Origin of the sequence: Streptomyces sp. NPDC046931 (assembly GCF_040644655.1) — a bacterium.
GTDB lineage: Bacteria > Actinomycetota > Actinomycetes > Streptomycetales > Streptomycetaceae > Streptomyces.
On the sequence record NZ_JBEYWX010000003.1, the window covers coordinates 69,157 to 87,050 of the forward strand.

Consider the following 17,894-nt stretch of genomic DNA (forward strand, 5'->3'; position numbering starts at 1 on the left):
CGGCCGCCTAGCTGTCCGGCTGTTCGATGAGCTGCGAGAGGTAGAGCGCCTCGCCGAGCTTGTCCACCAGCTCCAGCTGGGTGTCGAGATAGTCGATGTGGTGCTCCTCGTCCTGGAGGATCGACTCGAAGATGTTTGCGGACGTGATGTCGCCCTTCTCCCGCATGACCTTGATCCCGCGCCTGAGCCGGTCGATCGCCTCCACCTCGATCTGCCGGTCAGCCTCGAACATCTCCCGCACGGTCTGCCCCACCCGCACATGGAAGAGCCGCTGGTAGTTCGGCAGGCCCTCCAGGAAGAGGATGCGGTCGGTGAGCACCTCCGCATGCTTCATCTCGTCGAACGACTCGCGCCGGGTGTACGTGGCGAGCTTGTACCAGCCGAAGTTCTCCTGCATCTTCGCGTGCAGGAAGTACTGGTTGATCGCGGTCAGCTCGCCCGTGAGCTGCTCGTTGAGGAATTCGATGATCTCGGGGTCGCCCTGCATCGCCCGGGCTCCTTCCAAGCGGGGGACTGGCGGGTTGCGCCGCATGATTGCACCGGCACACAGGGGCGTCCAGTAAGTTCACGCTTAGTGCGAGTTGCCCGGTTTAGCCGTCCGATGGTCCGATGCACCCTCCGTGGTCTGTCAGGATGGAGTCATGGGTCATCCGGTGGAGCGCGCGTCAGGAGAAACGGTACGGTCCGAGCTTCCGCCGGGACAGCGACTTCAGCGGGGCTGGCCGGTCACGCACTACGGCCCGGTGCCGAAGTTCCGCCCCGAGCGCTGGGATTTCCGCGTCTTCGGCGCCACCGCGGACGGCGAGAAGCACAGCTGGAACCACGAGGAGTTCACGGCCCTGCCGTACGCGACCGTGGTGGCGGATCTGCACTGCGTCACCAAGTTCAGCATGCTCGGAGCCGAATGGGGCGGCATCCCGGCCCGCACGGTCCTGGAGATAGCCCCGCCCGCCCCCGCCGTCACCCATGTGATGGTCTGGGCGGAGTACGGCTACAGCGCGAATCTCCGCCTCGCCGACTTCGCCTCGGACCGCACGATCCTCGCGACCCACAAGGACGGTGAACTGCTCACCGCGGAACACGGCTTCCCGTTGCGTCTGATCGTCCCCCATCTGTACGCCTGGAAGGGCCCCAAGTGGGTCCGCGGCATCGAGTACATGACCGCCGACCGGCGCGGCTTCTGGGAGGAGCGCGGGTACCACAACATCGGTGACCCGTGGAGCGAACAGCGTTACTCCTACCAGGAGGAACCCGGCGACGGCCCCGGGCTCTGACCGCGGCGCGGACCACCCGGACCGGCCCCCCGAACCCCGGGATCAGCCCTCCCGCAGCTTCTTCAGGCGCTCCACGTCCGCCGTATGGCCCTCCTTCCCGCCCGGCGTCTCGATGATCAGGGGCACGCCCGCAGTGGCCGGGTGGGTCATCAGGGCGCGGAACGGGTCCTCGCCGATATGGCCGGAGCCAATGTTCGCGTGACGGTCCTTGTGGGCGCCGACCACATCCTTGGAGTCGTTCGCGTGGACCAGCTTCAGCCGCCCCTCGCCGACGGTGTCCACCAGCAGATCCAGCGTCTGATGCATGCCGCTCGGCCCCGTCAGATCGTGCCCCGCCGCGAAGACATGGCAGGTGTCGAGACACACGCCCAGCCGGGGATGCGCGTCCAGGGCCGCGAAGTACGTCTCGAAGTCCCAGGTGCGCGAGCACAGGGAGGCGCCCTGGCCCGCGGTCGACTCCAGCAGCAGATACGGGTCGTCGTCGTGCGTCAGCTCGTCCAGCAGCGGCAGCACCCGCTCACGCACCTGCCGCAGCGCGACGGCCCGGTCCCGTCCCCCGGTGGCGCTCCCGGTGTGCACCACGACCCCCAGCGCCCCGATCTCGCGGCCCCGGCGCAGCGAGTGCCGCAGGGACTCCACCGACCTGTCGACGGTCGCCTCGGTGTGCGAGCCGAAGTTGATCAGATACGGCGCGTGCACGTACACCGGCATCGACCCGGCGGCACACGCGGCGCGGAACGCCTCGTCCTGCCGGGGATTGCCCGCGGGGGTCGCCCAGCCCCGCGGATTGGCGACGAAGACCTGCACGGTCTCGGCCCCGATGTCCCGCGCGTAGGCCAGCCCGACGGAGTGCAGACCACCCGCCACGGGGACATGACTGCCGACGGGGTTGCGGGGGACGGCGGACGCGGCGAGGGCGCCAAGGGGCGGGGAAGTACTCACCCCCCAAGGGTGTCACGCGCGTCCGTGCGCCTTGCCGGCCGGGCGCCGGCGAGGCCCGTCAGCGGATCTTGAGGGTGATCGTGGACCCCTTCGGCGCCTTCTTCCCGCCCTTCACCGACTGGTGCTTGACCGTGTCGCCGAACAGGCCCAGCAGGCCGCGGTCCTCCTCGACCTGGAAGCCCGCCGCCTCCAGGGTCTTCCTCGCGTCGTCCACGTTGTCGCCGACCACGTCCGGCACCTCGACCTGCTCGCGGCCCTTGGAGATCGTCAGCGTGACCGTGTCGCCCTCGCCGACCTCCTTGCCCGGTTCCGGGGACTGCCGGGCGACCTGTCCGGCGTCGAACTCGGAGGTGACCTGGGTGTCAGCGATCCGCACCTTCAGGCCGGCCTCCTCGAGGTCGTCCGTGGCGTCGCCGACGGAGGAGCCGGTGACCTCGGGCACCTCCACCGGCCTGCCCTGGCTGACGGTGAGCGCGATCGCCGAACCGCCGTGACGCCTGGTGCCCGCCACCGGGTCCGTGCCCATCACCGAGCCCCTGGGCACGTCCTCGCTGAACGCCTGCGTGACCATGCCCGGGACCAGGCCGGCCTTCTTGAGCCGGTCCTGCGCCCTGGCCAGCGGGTCGCCCTTCACATCGGGCACCTGCACCGTCTCGGGGCCGTCCGAGACGGTCAATGTCACCGAGTCGTGGGAGCGGATCCGCGCGCCCGCCGGGGGATCGGTGCCGATCACCGTGCCGCGCTTGACCGTGTCGCTGTAGGAGTGTCTGACCGGCCCGGCCTCGAGCCCGGCCCGCTTCAGCCGGGTCCGCGCCTCGGCCTCGGTCTTCGCCAGCAGCGGCGGGACCTTGGTGAACTGGCCGGAGTTGATGTACCAGACGCCCGCGCCGACGCCGAAAACCAGCAGTGCGGCGAGGACGAGCGCGAGCACCCCGCGGGGACGCCTGGAGCGCCCGGCGGGCTCGGGCGGCGGGGTCTGGAGCAGGCTCGTCCGGTTGAGTACGGCCTCGGAGTCGCCGTGGTCGCCGCGCGCCGGGCGGCCCGGCAGCAGACGCGGGATCACGCTCGTACGGTCCTCGGCGTTGTCGTGCTCGGAGGCGAGGGCCCCCGGCGGTACGGCGTCCAGCTGTTCGGCGGTGAGCGCGCTGCGCGCGTCGAGCACCTGGCCGAGCAGCGCCACCGCGTCGTCCGGACGCAGCTCCGGGTTGCGGGCGGTCGCCGCCGTGACCAGTTCGTCCAGTTCGACCGCCAGCCCCGGCACGGCGGCCGACGGCGGCGGCACGTCCTCGTTCAGATGCCGGTAGAGCACCTGGGCGGGGGAGTCGCCGTGGTGCGGCTTGGCGCCGGTCAGCATCTCGTACAGGACGACCCCGCACGCGTACACGTCGACCCGGGGGTCGGCCGTGCCGTGTTCTATCTGTTCCGGGGCGAGGTAGGAGACGGTGCCGAGGACGGCGCCCGTGGTGTTGGTGACGGTGTCGACGGCCCGGACGAGACCGAAGTCGGCCACCTTGACCCGGCCGTCGTCACCTATCAGTACGTTCTCCGGCTTCATGTCGCGGTGCACGAACCCGGCACGGTGCGCGGCGCCCAGCGCGGCCAGCACCGGCTCCAGGATGTCCAGGGCGGCGCGCGGGCGCAGCGCCCCCCGGTCGCGCAGCACGTCACGCAGGGTGCACCCGGCGACGTACTCCATGGCGAGGTAGACGTACGACCTGTCGGTGCCCTGGTCGAAGACCTGCACCACATTGGGGTGGGCGAGGCGCGCGACCGACTTGGCCTCACGGATGAAGCGCTCGACGAACGACGCGTCCGCGGCCAGTGCCGGGTGCATCACCTTGAGCGCGAGGACGCGGTCCAGGCGGGTGTCCACGGCCCGGTAGACCGCGGCCATCCCGCCGGTCGCGATCCGTGCGTCCACGCGATAGCGGCCGTCGAGCACCTGCCCGACGAGGGGGTCCTGAAGGGTCGTATCCACGCAGGTGAGTCTACGAGGGACCACTGTCGGCCCTCTCCGTCGCCGCCCCACCGGGGCACGACTGCAGCCGAGCTGTGACGCACCCCGCATGTGGGGCCGGCCCGCCTGCGCGCGGCCGCGGTGGCCGGCCCCGGACTCAGAAGGCGGGCCGCTCCGGGTCCAGGCGGGCCATGCCCTCCGTCGGCGACGACGCCTCCGCGAAGTGCCGGCGCGGAATGCGCCCGGCCCGCCGGGCCAGGCGGCCCGCCTCCACCGCGTGCCGCATCGCCTCCGCCATCAGGACCGGTTCCTGCGCCCGGGTGACCGCCGAGGCGAGCATCACCCCCGCGCAGCCCAGCTCCATCGCCAGGGCCACATCCGAGGCCGTGCCCGCGCCCGCGTCCAGGATGACCGGCACACGCGCGTGCTCCACGATCAGCTGGAAGTTGTGCGGGTTGCGGATACCGAGCCCGGAGCCGATCGGCGAGCCCAGCGGCATGATCGCGGCGCAGCCGACGTCCTCCAGCTTCCGGGCGAGGACGGGGTCGTCGTTCGTGTACGGCAGGACGGTGAAACCGTCGTCGACCAGAGTCTCGGCCGCGTCCATCAGCTCGATCGGGTCGGGCAGCAGCGTCCGCTCGTCGGCGATGACCTCCAGCTTCACCAGGTCGGTGCCCAGCGCCTCGCGCGCAAGACGGGCGGTGAGCACCGCCTCGCCCGCGGTGAAGCAGCCCGCCGTGTTGGGCAGCACCCGGATGCCGAGCCGGTCGAGCACGGACAGCACCGAGCCGTGCACCGAGGCGTCGACGCGCCGCATCGCGACCGTCGTCAGCTCCGTACCGGACGCCACCAGCGCCCGCTCCATGACATCGAGGCTCGGCGCACCGCCGGTGCCCATGATCAGCCGGGACGAGAACGTCGTCCCACCGAGGACGAAGGGATCGTCGGCCATCGGATCAGCCTCCTTGAACGGCGGTGAGGACCTCGACACGATCCCCCTCGGAGATGCGGGTCGACGGCCACTGCGCGCGCGGGACGACGGTTTCGTTGAGGGCGGCCGCCACACCGGAGGGAGCCGCGGTGAGTGCTCGTACGACGGCGTCGAGTGCGGTACCGGGAGCGAACTGGCGGGACTCCCCGTTGACCGAGATGTTCATGCGGGCTGCTCCGTGAGCGTGGCGGCGGCGAACCGCCGGGGCGTGAAGGGGCGGGCCTCGTCCGGCAGCTCGCCCGTGGTCAGGACATGGGCCATGACGTCACCGGTCACCGGGGTGAGCAGGACGCCGTTGCGGTGGTGCCCCGTGGCCAGCAGCAGGCCGTCCAGCTCCGTCGGGCCGAGCAGCGGCGCGTTGTCCGGGGAGCCCGGGCGCAGTCCGGCCCGGGTCTCGGTCAGCGGCAGCTCGGTGATTCCGGGGACCAGCTCGTGGGCGTCGCGCAGCAGCTCGTAGACCCCGCCCGCGGTGACCGTCGTGTCCCAGCCCAGTTCCTCGCTGGTCGCGCCGACCACCAGCTCGCCGTTCTCACGCGGCACCAGGTAGAGGTGGCCGCCGCGGACGACGGCGCGCACGGTACGGCTCAGGAACGGTGCGTACCCCTTCGGCACGGTCAGCCGCAGCACCTGCCCCTTCACCGGGCGCACGGGGGGCAGGACCTGCTCGGGAACCCCGGCGAGCCGTCCGCTGAGACTGCCCGCGGCGAGGACGACCTGCCCGGCGGCGAGCTCGGTGCCGCCGGCGGTGCCGACGCCGGCGGCGCGCTCCCGCAGTACCGTCAGCCGCTCGGCCCATCCGCGGTGGAAGACGACGCCGGCCCGTTCACAGGCCGTGAGCAGCGCCGCGACGAGCCGCCGCGGGTCGATCTGGTGATCGCCGTCGACCCTGAGCCCGCCGCGCACACCGGGCGCGAGCATCGGCTCCAGGCGGCGGCACTCGCGGCCGCTCAGCCACTCCGACGCGAGGCCGGACCGCTGCTGGAGGGCATGCAGTTCCCGCAGGTGGGCGCGGTCGTCGGCGTCCAGCGCGACGGCGAGCGTGCCGCACCGGCGGTAGCCGAGGTCCTGGCCGGCGGCCTCGGTCAGCTCGGCGGCGAAGTCCGGGTAGCGGCGCGCGGACTCCAGATTGAGTGCGAGCAGCGTCTGCTCGCCGTAGTGCAGTTCGGTGACGGCGGCGAGCATCCCGGCGGCCACCTGGGCGGCTCCACCACCCGGGGCGGGATCCACCACGGTCGTGGCCAACCCGTGCTGCGCGGCGCGCCAGGCCGTGACGAGTCCGATGATTCCGCCCCCGACCACGAGGACGTCTGAGGTACGTATGGGCGACATGGGCGTCCAGCCCCCTCCCTTCGCCGGCATGATCCGGATCAGGTTCGTACGGTCGGAGGCCGGCCAGCCTCCCTCTCAGCCCGGTGCGTCCGGGCTCCCGCGAGTGCTTGTACGGGGGCCACCCTAGTCCGTGCCCGTCCGCGCCGGTAAGAGAGCCTCACGGGGGTGAGGTTGTACCGCCGTCGGGCGGGTATGCGAAGGGGAGACCGCCCCCGGTTCCCCGGTGCGCGCGGCTCGGACGGGGTGCGGCAGCCAGCGGGACGAGTGCTGTGGAGCAGGTCACTCAGCATGCCCCCTGACTGACGCATTGTCAGTTGACTATGGTGATCAGGTGAGCGAGCAGACGCAGGCACGGGGCGATTCGGCACGGCGCGTCGTCGTCGTGGGCGCGGGCATGGCCGGGGTGCAGACCGCGGTCGCCCTGCGCGAACAGGGCTTCACCGGCAGCGTGACACTGATCGGCGCGGAGCCGCACCAGCCGTACGACAGGCCGCCGCTGTCCAAGGCCGTGCTGCTCGGCAAGGCCGAGGGCTCCGCCTTCGACGTCGACTTCGAGGCCCTGCGCATCGAACTCCGGCTGGGCTGCGAGGTGGTCGGCCTGCGCCCCGGCGACCACGAGCTGGACACCACCGAGGGACCCGTCCCATACGACGTTCTCGTCCTCGCCAGCGGAGCCGAACCCATCCGGCTGCCGGGCGCGCACGGCGTCCCCGGTGTGCATCTGCTGCGCACGCTGGACGACGCCGAGCGGCTGCGGCCGGTCCTCGCCGAGCAGCACGACATCGTGGTCGTGGGCGCGGGCTGGATCGGTGCCGAGTTCGCCACCGCGGCGCGTGAGGCGGGCTGCGCGGTGACCGTGGTGGAGGCCGCGGACCGGCCGCTCGCGGGGGCGCTGCCCGCGGAGGTGGCCGCGCCGATGGCCGCCTGGTACGCGGACAGCGGGGCCGAACTGCGCACCCGCGCGCGCGTGGACCGCGTCGAGCCGGGGGCCGTGGTGCTCGACGACGGGTCCCGGGTGCCGGCGGGCGCGGTGGTCGTGGGCATCGGAGCGCGCCCGGCCACGGCGTGGCTCGCCGGCTCGGGCATCGAGCTGGGCGTGCACGGGGAGGTACTGGCCGACGAGCATCTGCGTACATCGGTGCCGGACGTGTACGCGGTCGGGGACTGCGCGTCCTTCCCGTCGGGGCGGTACGAGCAGCGCCTGCTGGTCCACCACTGGGACAACGCCCTCCAGGGCCCGCGCACGGTGGCCGCGAACATCATCGGGGAGACACCGATGGCGTACGACCCCGTGCCGTACTTCTGGTCGGAGCAGTTCGGCCGCTTCGTCCAGTACGTGGGCCACCATGCGTCCGCCGATCAGACGGTGTGGCGCGGGGACCCGGGGGGAGCCGCCTGGGCGGTGTGCTGGCTGCGCTCCGGCCGGCTGGTGGGCCTGCTGGCGGTGGGCCGCCCCCGGGACCTGGCGCAGGGCCGTCGGCTGATCGAATCGGGTGCCCCGATGGACCCCGGCCTGCTGGCGGATCCCTCGCGCCCGCTGAAGGAGGCGACGGCCTAGCCTCTGCCCTGCGCATCCCCCCGTCAGCGGGACGCGGCGGCCCTCCGTGTCCACCGCCGGAGGCAACCCGCACTCCACCGGAGGCGCCCCGCTTCCGACTGTCAGTCCGGGATGGCACGCTTGATCCCGTGACCGAGATTGACGCAAAGATCGATGCTCTTGTGCCCGCCTGGCTCACCGTCCCCGACATCGCCGAAGCCCTCGGCGTCGAGGTGACCCGCGTGCGACAGCTGGTCAAGGAGGGCCAGCTCATCGCCGTACGCCGCGGCGAGAACCGCGCACTGCACATCCCCGCCGCCTTCATCGACGGGGACAAGGTGGTCAAGGGCCTGTCCGGCACCCTGACCCTGCTGCGGGACGACGGCTTCACGGTCGAAGAGATGATCGAGTGGCTGTTCACGTCCGATCCCACCCTGCCCGGCACCCCCGCGCAGGCCCTCAGGGAGAATCGCGGCACGGAGGTGAAGCGCCGCGCTCAGGCGCTCGCCGTCTGATCCGATCGAGAAAAACCGTCCGGCGTACGGACCGCGGGTCCACGGGCCCCGGCCTCCGGTCGGCCGCGCCCGCCGCGGCCCGTACGCCACCGACCCCGGGGGACCCACCGTGCCCGAAACCGCCCGCACCGCCCGGCTCGCCGACGCCCGTGTCTACCTGTGCACGGATGCCCGCAAGCGCCAGGGCGACCTCGCCGAGTTCCTCGACGCGGTCCTCGCCGGCGGTGTCGACATCGTGCAGCTGCGCGACAAGGGCATGGAGGCGGCCGAGGAACTGGAGCATCTGAAGGTCTTCGCCGACGCCTGCGCTCGCCACGGCAAGCTGCTGGCGGTGAACGACCGTGCGGACGTCGCGCACGCGGCCGCCTCGGACGTCCTGCACCTCGGCCAGGGCGATCTCCCGGTCCCCGCGGCCCGCGCCCTCCTCGGCGACGATGTCCTCATAGGCCGCTCGACGCACTCCGCGGCGGAGGCCGAGGCCGCCGCCGTCCAGGACGGCGTGGACTACTTCTGCACGGGACCCTGCTGGCCCACCCCCACCAAGCCCGGCCGCCCCGCTCCCGGTCTCGGCCTGGTCCGGCACACCGCCGCCCTGGGCACCGACCGCCCCTGGTTCGCCATCGGCGGCATCGACCTCGGCAATCTGGACCAGGCGCTGGAGGCCGGTGCCCGCCGTGTGGTCGTCGTCCGCGCGATCACGGAGGCGGACGACCCGGGCGCGGCGGCGGCGGAGTTCGCGAAGCGGCTGCGGACGGCGTAGCGGCGCCGCCGGCCGGGCGCTCGGCGCCGTGGGGCCACGGGAGGGGCGTCCTCCTGCGCCGATCCTGCCTGGTGTCCGAATGCTGGACAATCGAGGCGACATTTCGGACCCGATCGCGCCGCGGTGTCCGACTGGTGGACAAAAAGTCGACAATTCGGGCAAATTTCATGCGTCCGGTTGGGGGACCGCCTCCCCCTGGCTAACCTGCGACTATGGCCCTCGGAACCGCATCCACGAGGACTGATCGCGCGCGGACCGTGCGCGACATCCTCGCCACCGGCAAGACGACGTACTCGTTCGAGTTCTCGGCGCCGAAGACCCCCAAGGGCGAGCGGAACCTGTGGAGCGCACTGAGGAGGGTCGAGGCGGTCGCCCCGGACTTCGTCTCCGTGACATACGGCGCGGGCGGCTCCACCCGTGCGGGCACGGTGAAGGAGACCCAGCAGATCGTCGTGGACACGACGCTGACCCCGGTCGCCCACCTCACCGCGGTCAACCACTCCGTCGCGGAGCTGCGCAACATCATCGGCCAGTACGCGGACGCCGGCATCCGCAACATGCTCGCCGTGCGCGGCGACCCGCCCGGCGACCCGATGGGCGCATGGGTCCCCCATCCCAAGGGCCTGACCTACGCGGCCCAACTGGTCAGCCTCATCAAGGAGTCGGGCGACTTCTGCGTGGGGGTCGCCGCCTTCCCCGAGATGCACCCGCGTTCCAGCGACTGGGACACGGACGTCGCGCACTTCGTCGACAAGTGCCGGGCCGGTGCCGACTACGCGATCACCCAGATGTTCTTCGAGCCGGAGTCGTATCTGCGGCTGCGCGACCGGGTCGCCGAGGCCGGCTGCGCCACCCCGGTCATCCCCGAGGTCATGCCCGTCACCAGCGTGCGGATGCTGGAGCGGCTGCCACAGCTCAGCAACGCCCCCCTGCCCACCGCCCTGAAAGAGCGGATCCTCACAGCGAAAGACGATCCGGCGGCTGTACGCTCGATTGGCATCGAGTTCGCCACGGAGTTCTGCGCGAGGCTGCTGGCCGAGGGAGTCCCCGGACTGCACTTCATTACACTCAACAACTCCACCGCGACGCTGGAAATCTACGAAAATCTGGGCCTGCACCACCCGCAGCGGGCCTAGACCGGTCGCACCGATCTACGACACACTGCGTAGCGGGCACTGGGAGAGGGGCGTACATGGGCTGGACGGTCCTCTACATCGCGTTCGGCATCGTCGCGCTGTGGCTGCTCGGAGAGGTGCTGCTTCAGTACAAGGCGCGCCTGCGCTGGCGGCTGCTGGCGTTCGTCGGCTTCCTCGGTGTCGTGCTCGGCGTGCTGACCGCCTCGGTGCTGGTCATCGCAGTGGGCGCCGCGGCGTTCGCGGTCGGGCAGACCTATGTCACGCTGTCGTTCCGCCGCGGCTTCGCGGCCGGCTGGGCCGTCGGCCACCGCCCGCGCGAGGGCGGGGGCAGCAAGCGCCGCCGCGGGGAGGCGGCCCACCAGGAGCCGGCAGAGGAGGGCGTCGGCCCCGACCTGGACGAGCCGACGACCGGAGCGGCCCACCCGCAGGACCACGACTCCTACGACGACGACAACGTCTTCGCCCGATCCCAGCCCGCGGAGAGCGCCGCCGAGGCGACCGCCGTCTACGAGCCGCAGCCGTTGCCCGAGGAGACCGGCTCGTACGGCGTCTACACCGGCGCCGCGTACGCGGCCGCCGCGGACCCTTCCTACGCGGGCGCGGACCAGGCCCAGGGTCAGCAGGCCTACGCCTACGACGGCTACTCCGGCTATGCCCAGCAGGGTTACGGCTACGAGGGCGCCCAGCAGCAGTACGGCGGCTACTCCGACCCCTACGCCGGCACCCAGACCTACGGCGGCGCCTACGACCCCGCCTACGGCGGCCAGGAGCAGTACGGCCAGCAGGCGTACGGGCAGGACCAGTACGCCACCGGCACGTACGGCGAGACCTCGGCCGGCGGTGTCTGGGTTCCCCAGCAGCGCAGCACCGACGACGCGTACGGCGGTGAGCTCCCGCAGGAGCAGCCGTACCCGTACCAGGGGAACGGCGCCCCGTCGAACGGCACCGCGCAGGGGCACGGCTTCGACGAGCACTACCGCTTCTGAGCCACCGCGGTCGCGCGCGGCCCTCGCGCACGACCGGGCGCCCCGGTGTCACTGCGAGCCCCGGAAGTCCGGCCCCTCCACGATCAGCCCGGCGACCAGGGCCCCCGACATGCCGGCATGGGGGAGGCCGCCGCCGGGGTGCGACCAGCCGCCGACCGTGAACAGGCCCGGCAGGCGCGTGCTGTTGGACGGCTGGAGCAGCCGTCCGCCGGCCGCCGCGAGGGCAGGCGCCGGGACGGCGCCGCCGGGCACGCCGGTCTCCTCGGCGATGTCGTCCGGGGTACGCACCTCTCGCCACAGCACCCGGTCCCGCAGACCGGGTATCGCGCGCTCGGCGGCCTCGACGATCCGGTCCACATCGGACTCGGACGGGCGCAGGCCGGCCGGCGCCGTGACCGTCAGCGTGACCGCCTCGTGCCCCCCGTCGGGCACCAGCGCGGGGTCGTCCGGGCGCAGCACGGTCACCGTCGGGGCGGGCGGCAGCCCGGCTCCCGCGCCGAACAGACGGTCCAGCTCGCCCACACGGTCGGCCGGGTGGACCACCGTCCGGTGCACGGTGCCCTCCGGCCGGCCGCCGCGCAGCGCCAGCAGCACCGTCAGCCGCCCGGGCATCCCGCGCTGCGGACCGGCCTCCCCCGTCCCGCGCACCGACGCCGTCCCCGGCACCAGCCGGTCCAGCACGCCGGGCGCGACCCCGGCGACCACATGGTCCGCGTCCGCGACCGATCCTCCTGCGGGCCCCGACGGCCCGGAGGGCCCCCCGGCCAGCTCCACGCCCGCCGCCCGGCCGTCCTTCTCGACGATCCCGGCGACCTCGGCGCCGAAGACGAACTCCACCTTCCGGGCCAGGCAGCGCTCGTACACGGCACGGGCCAGCTCCCGGATCCCGCCGCGCACATACCAGGTGCCGAAGGCGTGGTCCATGTAGGGCAGCACCGCTGCGCTCGCCGGGGCCGTGCGGGGATCCAGCCCGTACGCCAGGGCGTGGCTCTCCAGGAGGGCCGCCAGCCGGGCATCGCGCAGTTCGAAGGCGCCGACCTCGGCGAGCGTGCCGGCCCGCCGGGTGCGCAGCAGTTTCCGGTGCGGCACCGCCGGGTACGGCTCACGCTCGGCCAGCACCGACCAGTCGGGCCACAGCGGCTCCTCCAGGAGCGGTCGGCGTGTGCGGTCCCAGGCCTCGCGGGCCCGCACCAGGAAGTCGCCCCACCGCTCGCCCGCCCCACCGCCGAGCGCCGCGTCGAGCGCCGCGACCACACCGCCGCGGGACGCGTTCGGCAGCGCCACCTCCGTGCCGTCCGCGAAGACGTGCCGCGCGGACGGGTCCACCTGGACCAGTTCGGCACAGCTCTCCAGCGGCTCCTTGCCGGTCTTGACGAACAGGTCGCGGTAGACCGCCGGCAGCGGCAGCAGGCCCGGGCCGGTGTCGAAGGAGAAGCCGTCACGCGTGAAACGGCGCACCGCACCGCCGTACGTCTCCGTGCGCTCGTACACCACCACCCGGTGGCCCGCGACGGCCAGCCGGGCGGCGGCCGCCATCGCACCCATCCCGGCGCCGATCACCGCAATCCGTGCCATGCCGGTGACTTTATAGGCCACCGCCGACAACCCGGCCGCGGGCCTGTGATCAGCGCCTGCGACATGACCCCGGCCGCCCGCGGCGGCCTGGCGTGGGGATGAGCGCTCAGCACTGAGTATCCGTACCTAGTCGATGAGATGAGTACGCGCGCGGATGGGACCCGAACCGCGCGAACGAGAAAGTGGAGGCACGGAAAGGGGTACGGCTCGGCACCGCCGACACGGGGCGGCGGAACGACGCCCGCGCCCTGGCCCGCTCCTTCCGCCGACCCGGTTCGGCGGAAGCGAGGCACGGGGGGACCCGGGGGACGACCGCACGGGGGCACGGGGGAACGACGGAGCGCCGGTTCGGGGCGGCCCGCTTTACACGCGGCCACCCCGAACCGGCGCTTTCGTGCGCCGGGCGTGCTACCGGCTGCCGCTCACGCGCCCCTGGAGCAGCCTCGACAGTGCCGCATGGACATCGTCCAGGGAGCGCTCCGGCTGGAACGACTGCCAGTCGAGGGCCGCCACCAGGACCATGCCGACCAGTGCGGCCGCCGTGAGCTGGACATCGATCTCCTCGCTGAACTCCCCGTTCGCCACGCCCTCCTGCAGTACGTCCTCGATGGCCGCGACCACCTGCCGGCGGACCACCATGAGGGTGGACTGCCAGGCCCGGTTGGTGCGCCACAGCTCGGCCACGTACAGCTGGGTGAAGGCCGGATAGCGGGCGATGAAGCCGAGTCCCGCGCGGATCATGGCGTCCAGGGCGTCCACCTTGCTGCCGCCGGCCAGGGCGGTCCGCTCCGCCGCCTCCCGCAGGGAGGCGGTGAGCAGGCCCACGCCGTGTCGCAGCAGCTCCTCGAAGAGTACGGACTTGCTGGCGAAGTTGTAGTAGACCGTGCCCTTCGCGACCCCCGCCCGCTCGGCGATCTCGTCGACGGTCGTCGCGGAGAAACCCTGTTCCGCGATGAGGGTGACGGCCGCCTCGTAGAGCTTCTGCCGGGTCGCCTCGCGGCGGCTCGAGCCGCCTGGCGCGGCGGCACTGCTGCGTTCCATGGCCCTGATTCTCACAGGAAAGGGCGCGTCGGAGGGCGCGGGCCCGGCCGTGGACGTCACAGGGTCAGCTCCGGGTGCAGCCGTTCGAGGGTCCACACCTGCCTGCTGCGGGCCGACAGGGCGGTGAGCGCGAGGGCTCCGACGGTGAACGCCGCCAGTACCGCGCACGCCTGCCAGACGGGCCCGAGACCGCCGCCGGTGATGAGCCTGCGCAGGGCCTCGACGACGTAACTCATCGGCAGATACGGGTGGATCGCGTTGAAGAAGCGCGGACTGGTCTGCACGGGGTAGGTACCGCCCGCGGATGTCAGCTGGAGCATCAGCAGGGCGAGGACGAGGATCCGGCCCGCCGCCCCGAAGCGCGCGTTCAGCCACTGCACGAGTGCCCCGAAGCACGCCGCCACCAGGAACAGGAACCCGATCGTGCCGGCCGCCCGCACCATCTCCAGGCCGACCGCCCAGTGCAGCACGGCCATCAGCGCGACCGTCTGCACGACACCCACGGCGGCCACCGGCAGCCAGCCCGCCAGCGCGATCCGCCAGGCCGAGGCGCCCGCCGCGAGCGCGCGCCGGTTCAGGGGCGGGATCAGCATGTACGCCACCATGGCGCCCACCCACAGGGACAGCGGAATGAAGTAGGGGGCGAATCCGGTGCCGTAGTTCGGCGCGTGGTGCAGGTCCCTGGAGGCGAGTTGCACCGGGTCGGCCATCACGTCGGTGCGGCGGTCGCGGTCCTGCTTGTCGTAGTCGGGGATCTTCGACGCACCGTTGTGCAGGCCGCCCGCGAGCTTCCCTGAGCCGTCGGCGAGCTTGTAGATGCCTCCGTTGAGGTCGATCGCGCCCGTCTCCAGCCGGCCGATGCCCTCGTTCAGGCCGGCCGCGCCCGTCTGTGTCCTGTCGAGTGCGGCGTGCAGAGTCCCCGCTCCCTCGGCGACCCGGGCGGCGCCCGTGTTGAGCGCGTCCACCTTGGCGACCGCGTCGTCGAGGTCCTCGGAGAGGTGCGGTGCCGCCTGGGCGAGGGCCCGGGCCTGCTGCTGGAGCGTCTTCAGGTCCGTCTTCATGGCGGCCATGTCGCCGTGGTAGTCCTGCACCACGGCGTTCACGTCGTGAGCGAGCCTCGCCGCCTCCGCCGCCGCGTCCTTCGCCTTCTTGAGATCGTCGCACGCGGAGTCGGGCAGGAGCTGCTCCACACAGCGCCTCTCGTAGACCGCGTCCAGCGTGTCGGACGCCTTGCGGGTGCCGCTCTCCGCGATCGGGGCCGTGGTGACGAACGCGTCGAGGTGGCCGTCGATCACCCCCGCAGAATCGGCCACCAGGGTCGCGGTGTCGGCGATCTGCCGGCCGTTCTTCTTCAGGAACGGCCGCACCTGGTCGGCCGTTCCGTCCACCCGGTCGGCCAGCGCCTGGGTGCCGGCGGCGACCCGCTGCGTCCCGCTCTGGAGATCGCCCGAGCCCTTGGTGAGCTGCGCCAGGACGCTCGACAGCTGCCCGCTGCCGTTCTCGGCCTTCTTCAGGCCGTCGGCGAGGTCCTTGGAGCCCTTCTCCGCCTTCCCGATCCCGCCTGTGAGCCGGTCGGCTCCCTCGGCCGCCTGCACGGTCTTCCCGTGGATGTCGGAGAAGGAGATGAAGATCCGGTCCAGGAACGACCGCGAGGCCTTCGTGGAGGCCGCCGCGCGCACCTCGTTGAACACCGTCTTGGAGATCTGCCCGACGATGTAGTTGTTCGCGTCGTTGGTCCGCACCTGGAGGGCGCCGGTCTCGGGGGACTTCCCGGAGCTGGAGGCGATCCGCTCACTGAAGTCGGACGGCATCGTCAGCGACAGGTAGTAGGTGCCGTCCTCGACGCCCCGCCGGGCCTCGCCGGCGCTCACCCGGTGCCACTCGAAGGTCTTGCTCCTGCGCAGTCCCTCGACGAGGTCGTCGCCCGCGGTGATCCTCTTTCCGGCCGCCGTGGCCCCCTTGTCCTCGTCGACCAGCGCCACGGGGATGCGGTCGAGGCGCCCGTACGGGTCCCAGAACGACCACAGGTACAGGGCGCCGTACAGCAGCGGCAGCAGCAGGAGCGCGGCCAGTGCCGCCCGCGGCAGCTTTCCCCTGCCGAACCGCCTGAGCTCAAGCGCGGCCAGTTTCGGCGTGCGCATCGGCCGTCTCCTTGTCGTCGTTCGAGCCGTCTCCGGAGGGCTCGTCGGGTGTGGTGGCCTCCTCGGGGGCGTCCTCCGCGCCGCGCACGGCGTCCGGTGGGTCCACGTCCCGGTCCGGTGGTACGCGGCCGCCGGGTGACGTCGACACCACCAGCGCGTCCTGCGGGGCCTCCTCGCACACCGCGAGAACCGTGGTCCCGGCCTCGGCGACGGACCTCAACAGGGCCCAAGCCACGGCCCGTTCGGAGGGGGAGAGCTTGAGGTCGGTGTCGTCGACGGCGAGCAGGCGCGGCCGGCCCATCAGCGCCAGGGCCACGGACAGGCGCAGGGCCTCCAGGCGCTCCAGATCGCGCACGGCGGTGCGGGGCCCCTTGGGCAGGGCGTCCTGGTCGAGCCCGGCCGCGGCGACAGCGGTGTCGATGCGCCGCCTCGCCGCCGCCGTGCGCTCGTCGCGAGGCCGCAGCAGCGCGCGCAGGGAGTCGCCGAACCGGCTCTCCAGCAGGGCCCGTTCGCGCAGATGCTCGCCGACGGTCAGCGCCGGCTCCAGGTCGGTGACGCCGGACACGTTTGCGAGCCCGCTGATCCGGCGCACCGCGGACATCTCCTTGGGCAGCCGGTGCCCGCCGACGGTGGCATGGCCCGCGTTCGGCTTCATCCGTCCGCTGAGCGTCAGCAGCAGACAGGTCCGGCCCGAGCCCGAGGGCCCCTCGACGGCGATGAGCGACCCGGGCCGGGCCTGAAGACGGACATCTCGAAACACCTGGCCGCGCGGGCCCTTCAGGCCCAGGTCCGTGGCCTCTACGGCCACCCCGGCCGCTGCTTCCCTCATGTCCATGCCCCCCTGGTTCCCCGGGGCAAGCGGCCCAGTCGGGGAAACCGGTTTTGAACTGACTGGTCAGTGCAAAAATAACCCGAACCTCTGAACGAAGCAAAAGCGCAGGTCAGAACGGATTGTCAGTGCCATACCTCACGATGAGCACATACGGCCACAGTGCCGTCACGCAGACGACAGGAGGTTCGTCATGGCCAGCTACCCCGCAGGTGCCGCACGCAGGCGCCGCGCCACCGGCCCTGCCCCCTCACTGACCGGCCCGGCGAGCGACGTGCACCCCGTACTGCGCCGGGCCACGGCCCCGCCCGCCGCACTGGACCTGCTCGCCCAGGCCCGCGCCGGACTCGACGAGGCGACCCGCCTGGAAACGCCCAACGAGCGGTACGCGACAGCCCATCTGGCCGCCCTGCGCACGGCGGCCGCGGTGCTCGCCGCGCGCGGACGGCCGGAGCCCACGCCCCGCCGCCGCGCCAGGATCAGGAGCGCCTGGGAAGTGCTCCCCGAGATCGCGCCCGAACTCACCGAGTGGAGCGCGCTGTTCGCCTCCGGCGCCGCGCGCCGCGCCCGCGCCGAGGCCGGCATCCAGGGCGCCGCCGGCGCCCGCGACGCCGACGATCTGATACGGGACGTGGCGATGTTTCTGCGCCTGGTCGAACGGACGCTGCTGCTCCAGCCGGTCCTGCCGCAGCCCCGGCACAACGGCGAGCGGGGTGCGGCAGAAGTGGAGGCGGGCGAGAGAGAGATCCCGGACGCCGGGTGAGCTGGGTCGGGGCTCCGGGCATGGTGCCGCAGGCAATAGGGTGGAGGCGCCTGAAGCCTTTCGCCCTGGTACCGGGGCCGGAAGCCGTTCCGATCGCTCCGCCGAACACCAGGCGGTG

At 72.5% G+C, this 17,894-nt stretch carries 17 protein-coding genes and 1 riboswitch; of the genes, 7 read left to right on the forward strand and 10 right to left on the reverse strand.

Annotated elements, in window-relative coordinates; all coding sequences use genetic code 11:
* Positions 1 to 7 precede the first annotated feature (7 nt).
* The gene (gene bfr, locus ABZ876_RS07505) at positions 8 to 487 is read right to left on the reverse strand and encodes a bacterioferritin (protein ID WP_361775795.1); all 480 of its coding nucleotides are present in this window, start codon (positions 485 to 487) and stop codon (positions 8 to 10) included.
* A gap of 154 nt (positions 488 to 641) precedes the next feature.
* Here bfr and ABZ876_RS07510 point away from each other — a divergent pair, with 154 nt between their 5' ends.
* Positions 642 to 1,274, forward strand: a complete 633-nt coding sequence (locus tag ABZ876_RS07510; protein WP_361775798.1) for a sulfite oxidase-like oxidoreductase — start codon at positions 642 to 644, stop codon at positions 1,272 to 1,274.
* A gap of 42 nt (positions 1,275 to 1,316) precedes the next feature.
* Here the strand turns inward: ABZ876_RS07510 and ABZ876_RS07515 are convergent, their stop codons facing one another.
* The 5 genes from ABZ876_RS07515 to thiO form a co-directional block, all read right to left on the reverse strand.
* Positions 1,317 to 2,216 (reverse strand): deoxyribonuclease IV, encoded by a 900-nt coding sequence (locus ABZ876_RS07515; protein WP_361775801.1) that lies wholly within the window; start codon positions 2,214 to 2,216, stop codon positions 1,317 to 1,319.
* A 58-nt stretch (positions 2,217 to 2,274) separates the two neighbouring features.
* Positions 2,275 to 4,194, reverse strand: a complete 1,920-nt coding sequence (pknB, locus tag ABZ876_RS07520; protein ID WP_361775804.1) for a Stk1 family PASTA domain-containing Ser/Thr kinase — start codon at positions 4,192 to 4,194, stop codon at positions 2,275 to 2,277.
* Between the two features lie 136 nt (positions 4,195 to 4,330).
* Positions 4,331 to 5,125, reverse strand: a complete 795-nt coding sequence (locus ABZ876_RS07525; protein ID WP_361775807.1) for a thiazole synthase — start codon at positions 5,123 to 5,125, stop codon at positions 4,331 to 4,333.
* Positions 5,126 to 5,129: 4 nt separating this feature from the next.
* Positions 5,130 to 5,330, reverse strand: a complete 201-nt coding sequence (gene thiS, locus ABZ876_RS07530; RefSeq protein ID WP_361775810.1) for a sulfur carrier protein ThiS — start codon at positions 5,328 to 5,330, stop codon at positions 5,130 to 5,132.
* Positions 5,327 to 6,493, reverse strand: a complete 1,167-nt coding sequence (gene thiO / locus ABZ876_RS07535; protein WP_361775812.1) for a glycine oxidase ThiO — start codon at positions 6,491 to 6,493, stop codon at positions 5,327 to 5,329. Before thiO ends, thiS begins: the two co-directional genes overlap by 4 nt.
* Positions 6,492 to 6,604, reverse strand: a riboswitch (TPP riboswitch). (Overlaps the previous gene by 2 nt.)
* A 220-nt stretch (positions 6,605 to 6,824) precedes the next feature.
* On the opposite strand from thiO, the gene ABZ876_RS07540 reads away from it, so the two are divergent.
* The 5 genes from ABZ876_RS07540 to ABZ876_RS07560 all read left to right on the forward strand — a co-directional run bounded on the left by ABZ876_RS07540 (position 6,825) and on the right by ABZ876_RS07560 (position 11,427).
* A complete protein-coding gene (locus ABZ876_RS07540; protein ID WP_361775815.1) occupies positions 6,825 to 8,051 on the forward strand; it encodes an FAD-dependent oxidoreductase in 1,227 nt (408 codons plus the stop codon).
* Between the two features lie 128 nt (positions 8,052 to 8,179).
* The gene (locus ABZ876_RS07545) at positions 8,180 to 8,545 is read left to right on the forward strand and encodes an Rv2175c family DNA-binding protein (RefSeq protein ID WP_361775818.1); all 366 of its coding nucleotides are present in this window, start codon (positions 8,180 to 8,182) and stop codon (positions 8,543 to 8,545) included.
* A gap of 109 nt (positions 8,546 to 8,654) precedes the next feature.
* On the forward strand, positions 8,655 to 9,305 hold the full coding sequence (gene thiE, locus ABZ876_RS07550) for a thiamine phosphate synthase (protein WP_361775821.1): 651 nt from the start codon (positions 8,655 to 8,657) through the stop codon (positions 9,303 to 9,305).
* A gap of 212 nt (positions 9,306 to 9,517) precedes the next feature.
* Complete coding sequence (metF, locus tag ABZ876_RS07555) at positions 9,518 to 10,441, forward strand: methylenetetrahydrofolate reductase [NAD(P)H] (RefSeq protein WP_361775824.1); 924 nt, start codon at positions 9,518 to 9,520, stop codon at positions 10,439 to 10,441.
* A gap of 56 nt (positions 10,442 to 10,497) precedes the next feature.
* Positions 10,498 to 11,427 (forward strand): hypothetical protein, encoded by a 930-nt coding sequence (locus tag ABZ876_RS07560; protein WP_361775827.1) that lies wholly within the window; start codon positions 10,498 to 10,500, stop codon positions 11,425 to 11,427.
* A 48-nt stretch (positions 11,428 to 11,475) separates the two neighbouring features.
* Here the strand turns inward: ABZ876_RS07560 and ABZ876_RS07565 are convergent, their stop codons facing one another.
* The 4 genes from ABZ876_RS07565 to ABZ876_RS07580 all read right to left on the reverse strand — a co-directional run bounded on the left by ABZ876_RS07565 (position 11,476) and on the right by ABZ876_RS07580 (position 17,019).
* Complete coding sequence (locus ABZ876_RS07565) at positions 11,476 to 13,002, reverse strand: NAD(P)/FAD-dependent oxidoreductase (protein WP_361775830.1); 1,527 nt, start codon at positions 13,000 to 13,002, stop codon at positions 11,476 to 11,478.
* Between the two features lie 408 nt (positions 13,003 to 13,410).
* Positions 13,411 to 14,043 (reverse strand): TetR/AcrR family transcriptional regulator, encoded by a 633-nt coding sequence (locus ABZ876_RS07570; RefSeq protein WP_361775833.1) that lies wholly within the window; start codon positions 14,041 to 14,043, stop codon positions 13,411 to 13,413.
* Between the two features lie 56 nt (positions 14,044 to 14,099).
* Positions 14,100 to 16,184 carry a YhgE/Pip domain-containing protein gene (locus tag ABZ876_RS07575; protein ID WP_361775836.1) on the reverse strand — a complete coding sequence of 695 codons (2,085 nt, stop codon included), beginning with the start codon at positions 16,182 to 16,184 and terminating at the stop codon, positions 14,100 to 14,102.
* Positions 16,156 to 17,019 (reverse strand): ATP-binding cassette domain-containing protein, encoded by an 864-nt coding sequence (locus tag ABZ876_RS07580; protein ID WP_361775839.1) that lies wholly within the window; start codon positions 17,017 to 17,019, stop codon positions 16,156 to 16,158. The genes ABZ876_RS07575 and ABZ876_RS07580 overlap by 29 nt, the downstream gene beginning before the upstream one ends.
* Positions 17,020 to 17,206: 187 nt before the next feature.
* Here ABZ876_RS07580 and ABZ876_RS07585 point away from each other — a divergent pair, with 187 nt between their 5' ends.
* Positions 17,207 to 17,776 carry an SAV_6107 family HEPN domain-containing protein gene (locus ABZ876_RS07585; RefSeq protein ID WP_361775842.1) on the forward strand — a complete coding sequence of 190 codons (570 nt, stop codon included), beginning with the start codon at positions 17,207 to 17,209 and terminating at the stop codon, positions 17,774 to 17,776.
* The last annotated feature ends 118 nt before the right edge of the window (positions 17,777 to 17,894 follow it).

What these genes read in the sequence shown, in the direction of transcription:
- ABZ876_RS07510 (WP_361775798.1), top strand. Translation starts at nt 642, where the DNA reads ATGGGTCATCCGGTGGAGCGCGCGTCAGGAGAAACGGTACGGTCCGAG.
- ABZ876_RS07560 (WP_361775827.1), top strand. Translation starts at nt 10,498, where the DNA reads ATGGGCTGGACGGTCCTCTACATCGCGTTCGGCATCGTCGCGCTGTGG.
- ABZ876_RS07575 (WP_361775836.1), bottom strand. Translation starts at nt 16,184, where the DNA reads ATGCGCACGCCGAAACTGGCCGCGCTTGAGCTCAGGCGGTTCGGCAGG.
- thiO (WP_361775812.1), bottom strand. Translation starts at nt 6,493, where the DNA reads ATGTCGCCCATACGTACCTCAGACGTCCTCGTGGTCGGGGGCGGAATC.
- ABZ876_RS07570 (WP_361775833.1), bottom strand. Translation starts at nt 14,043, where the DNA reads ATGGAACGCAGCAGTGCCGCCGCGCCAGGCGGCTCGAGCCGCCGCGAG.
- ABZ876_RS07525 (WP_361775807.1), bottom strand. Translation starts at nt 5,125, where the DNA reads ATGGCCGACGATCCCTTCGTCCTCGGTGGGACGACGTTCTCGTCCCGG.
- ABZ876_RS07565 (WP_361775830.1), bottom strand. Translation starts at nt 13,002, where the DNA reads ATGGCACGGATTGCGGTGATCGGCGCCGGGATGGGTGCGATGGCGGCC.
- bfr (WP_361775795.1), bottom strand. Translation starts at nt 487, where the DNA reads ATGCAGGGCGACCCCGAGATCATCGAATTCCTCAACGAGCAGCTCACG.
- metF (WP_361775824.1), top strand. Translation starts at nt 9,518, where the DNA reads ATGGCCCTCGGAACCGCATCCACGAGGACTGATCGCGCGCGGACCGTG.
- thiS (WP_361775810.1), bottom strand. Translation starts at nt 5,330, where the DNA reads ATGAACATCTCGGTCAACGGGGAGTCCCGCCAGTTCGCTCCCGGTACC.
- ABZ876_RS07585 (WP_361775842.1), top strand. Translation starts at nt 17,207, where the DNA reads ATGGCCAGCTACCCCGCAGGTGCCGCACGCAGGCGCCGCGCCACCGGC.
- ABZ876_RS07580 (WP_361775839.1), bottom strand. Translation starts at nt 17,019, where the DNA reads ATGGACATGAGGGAAGCAGCGGCCGGGGTGGCCGTAGAGGCCACGGAC.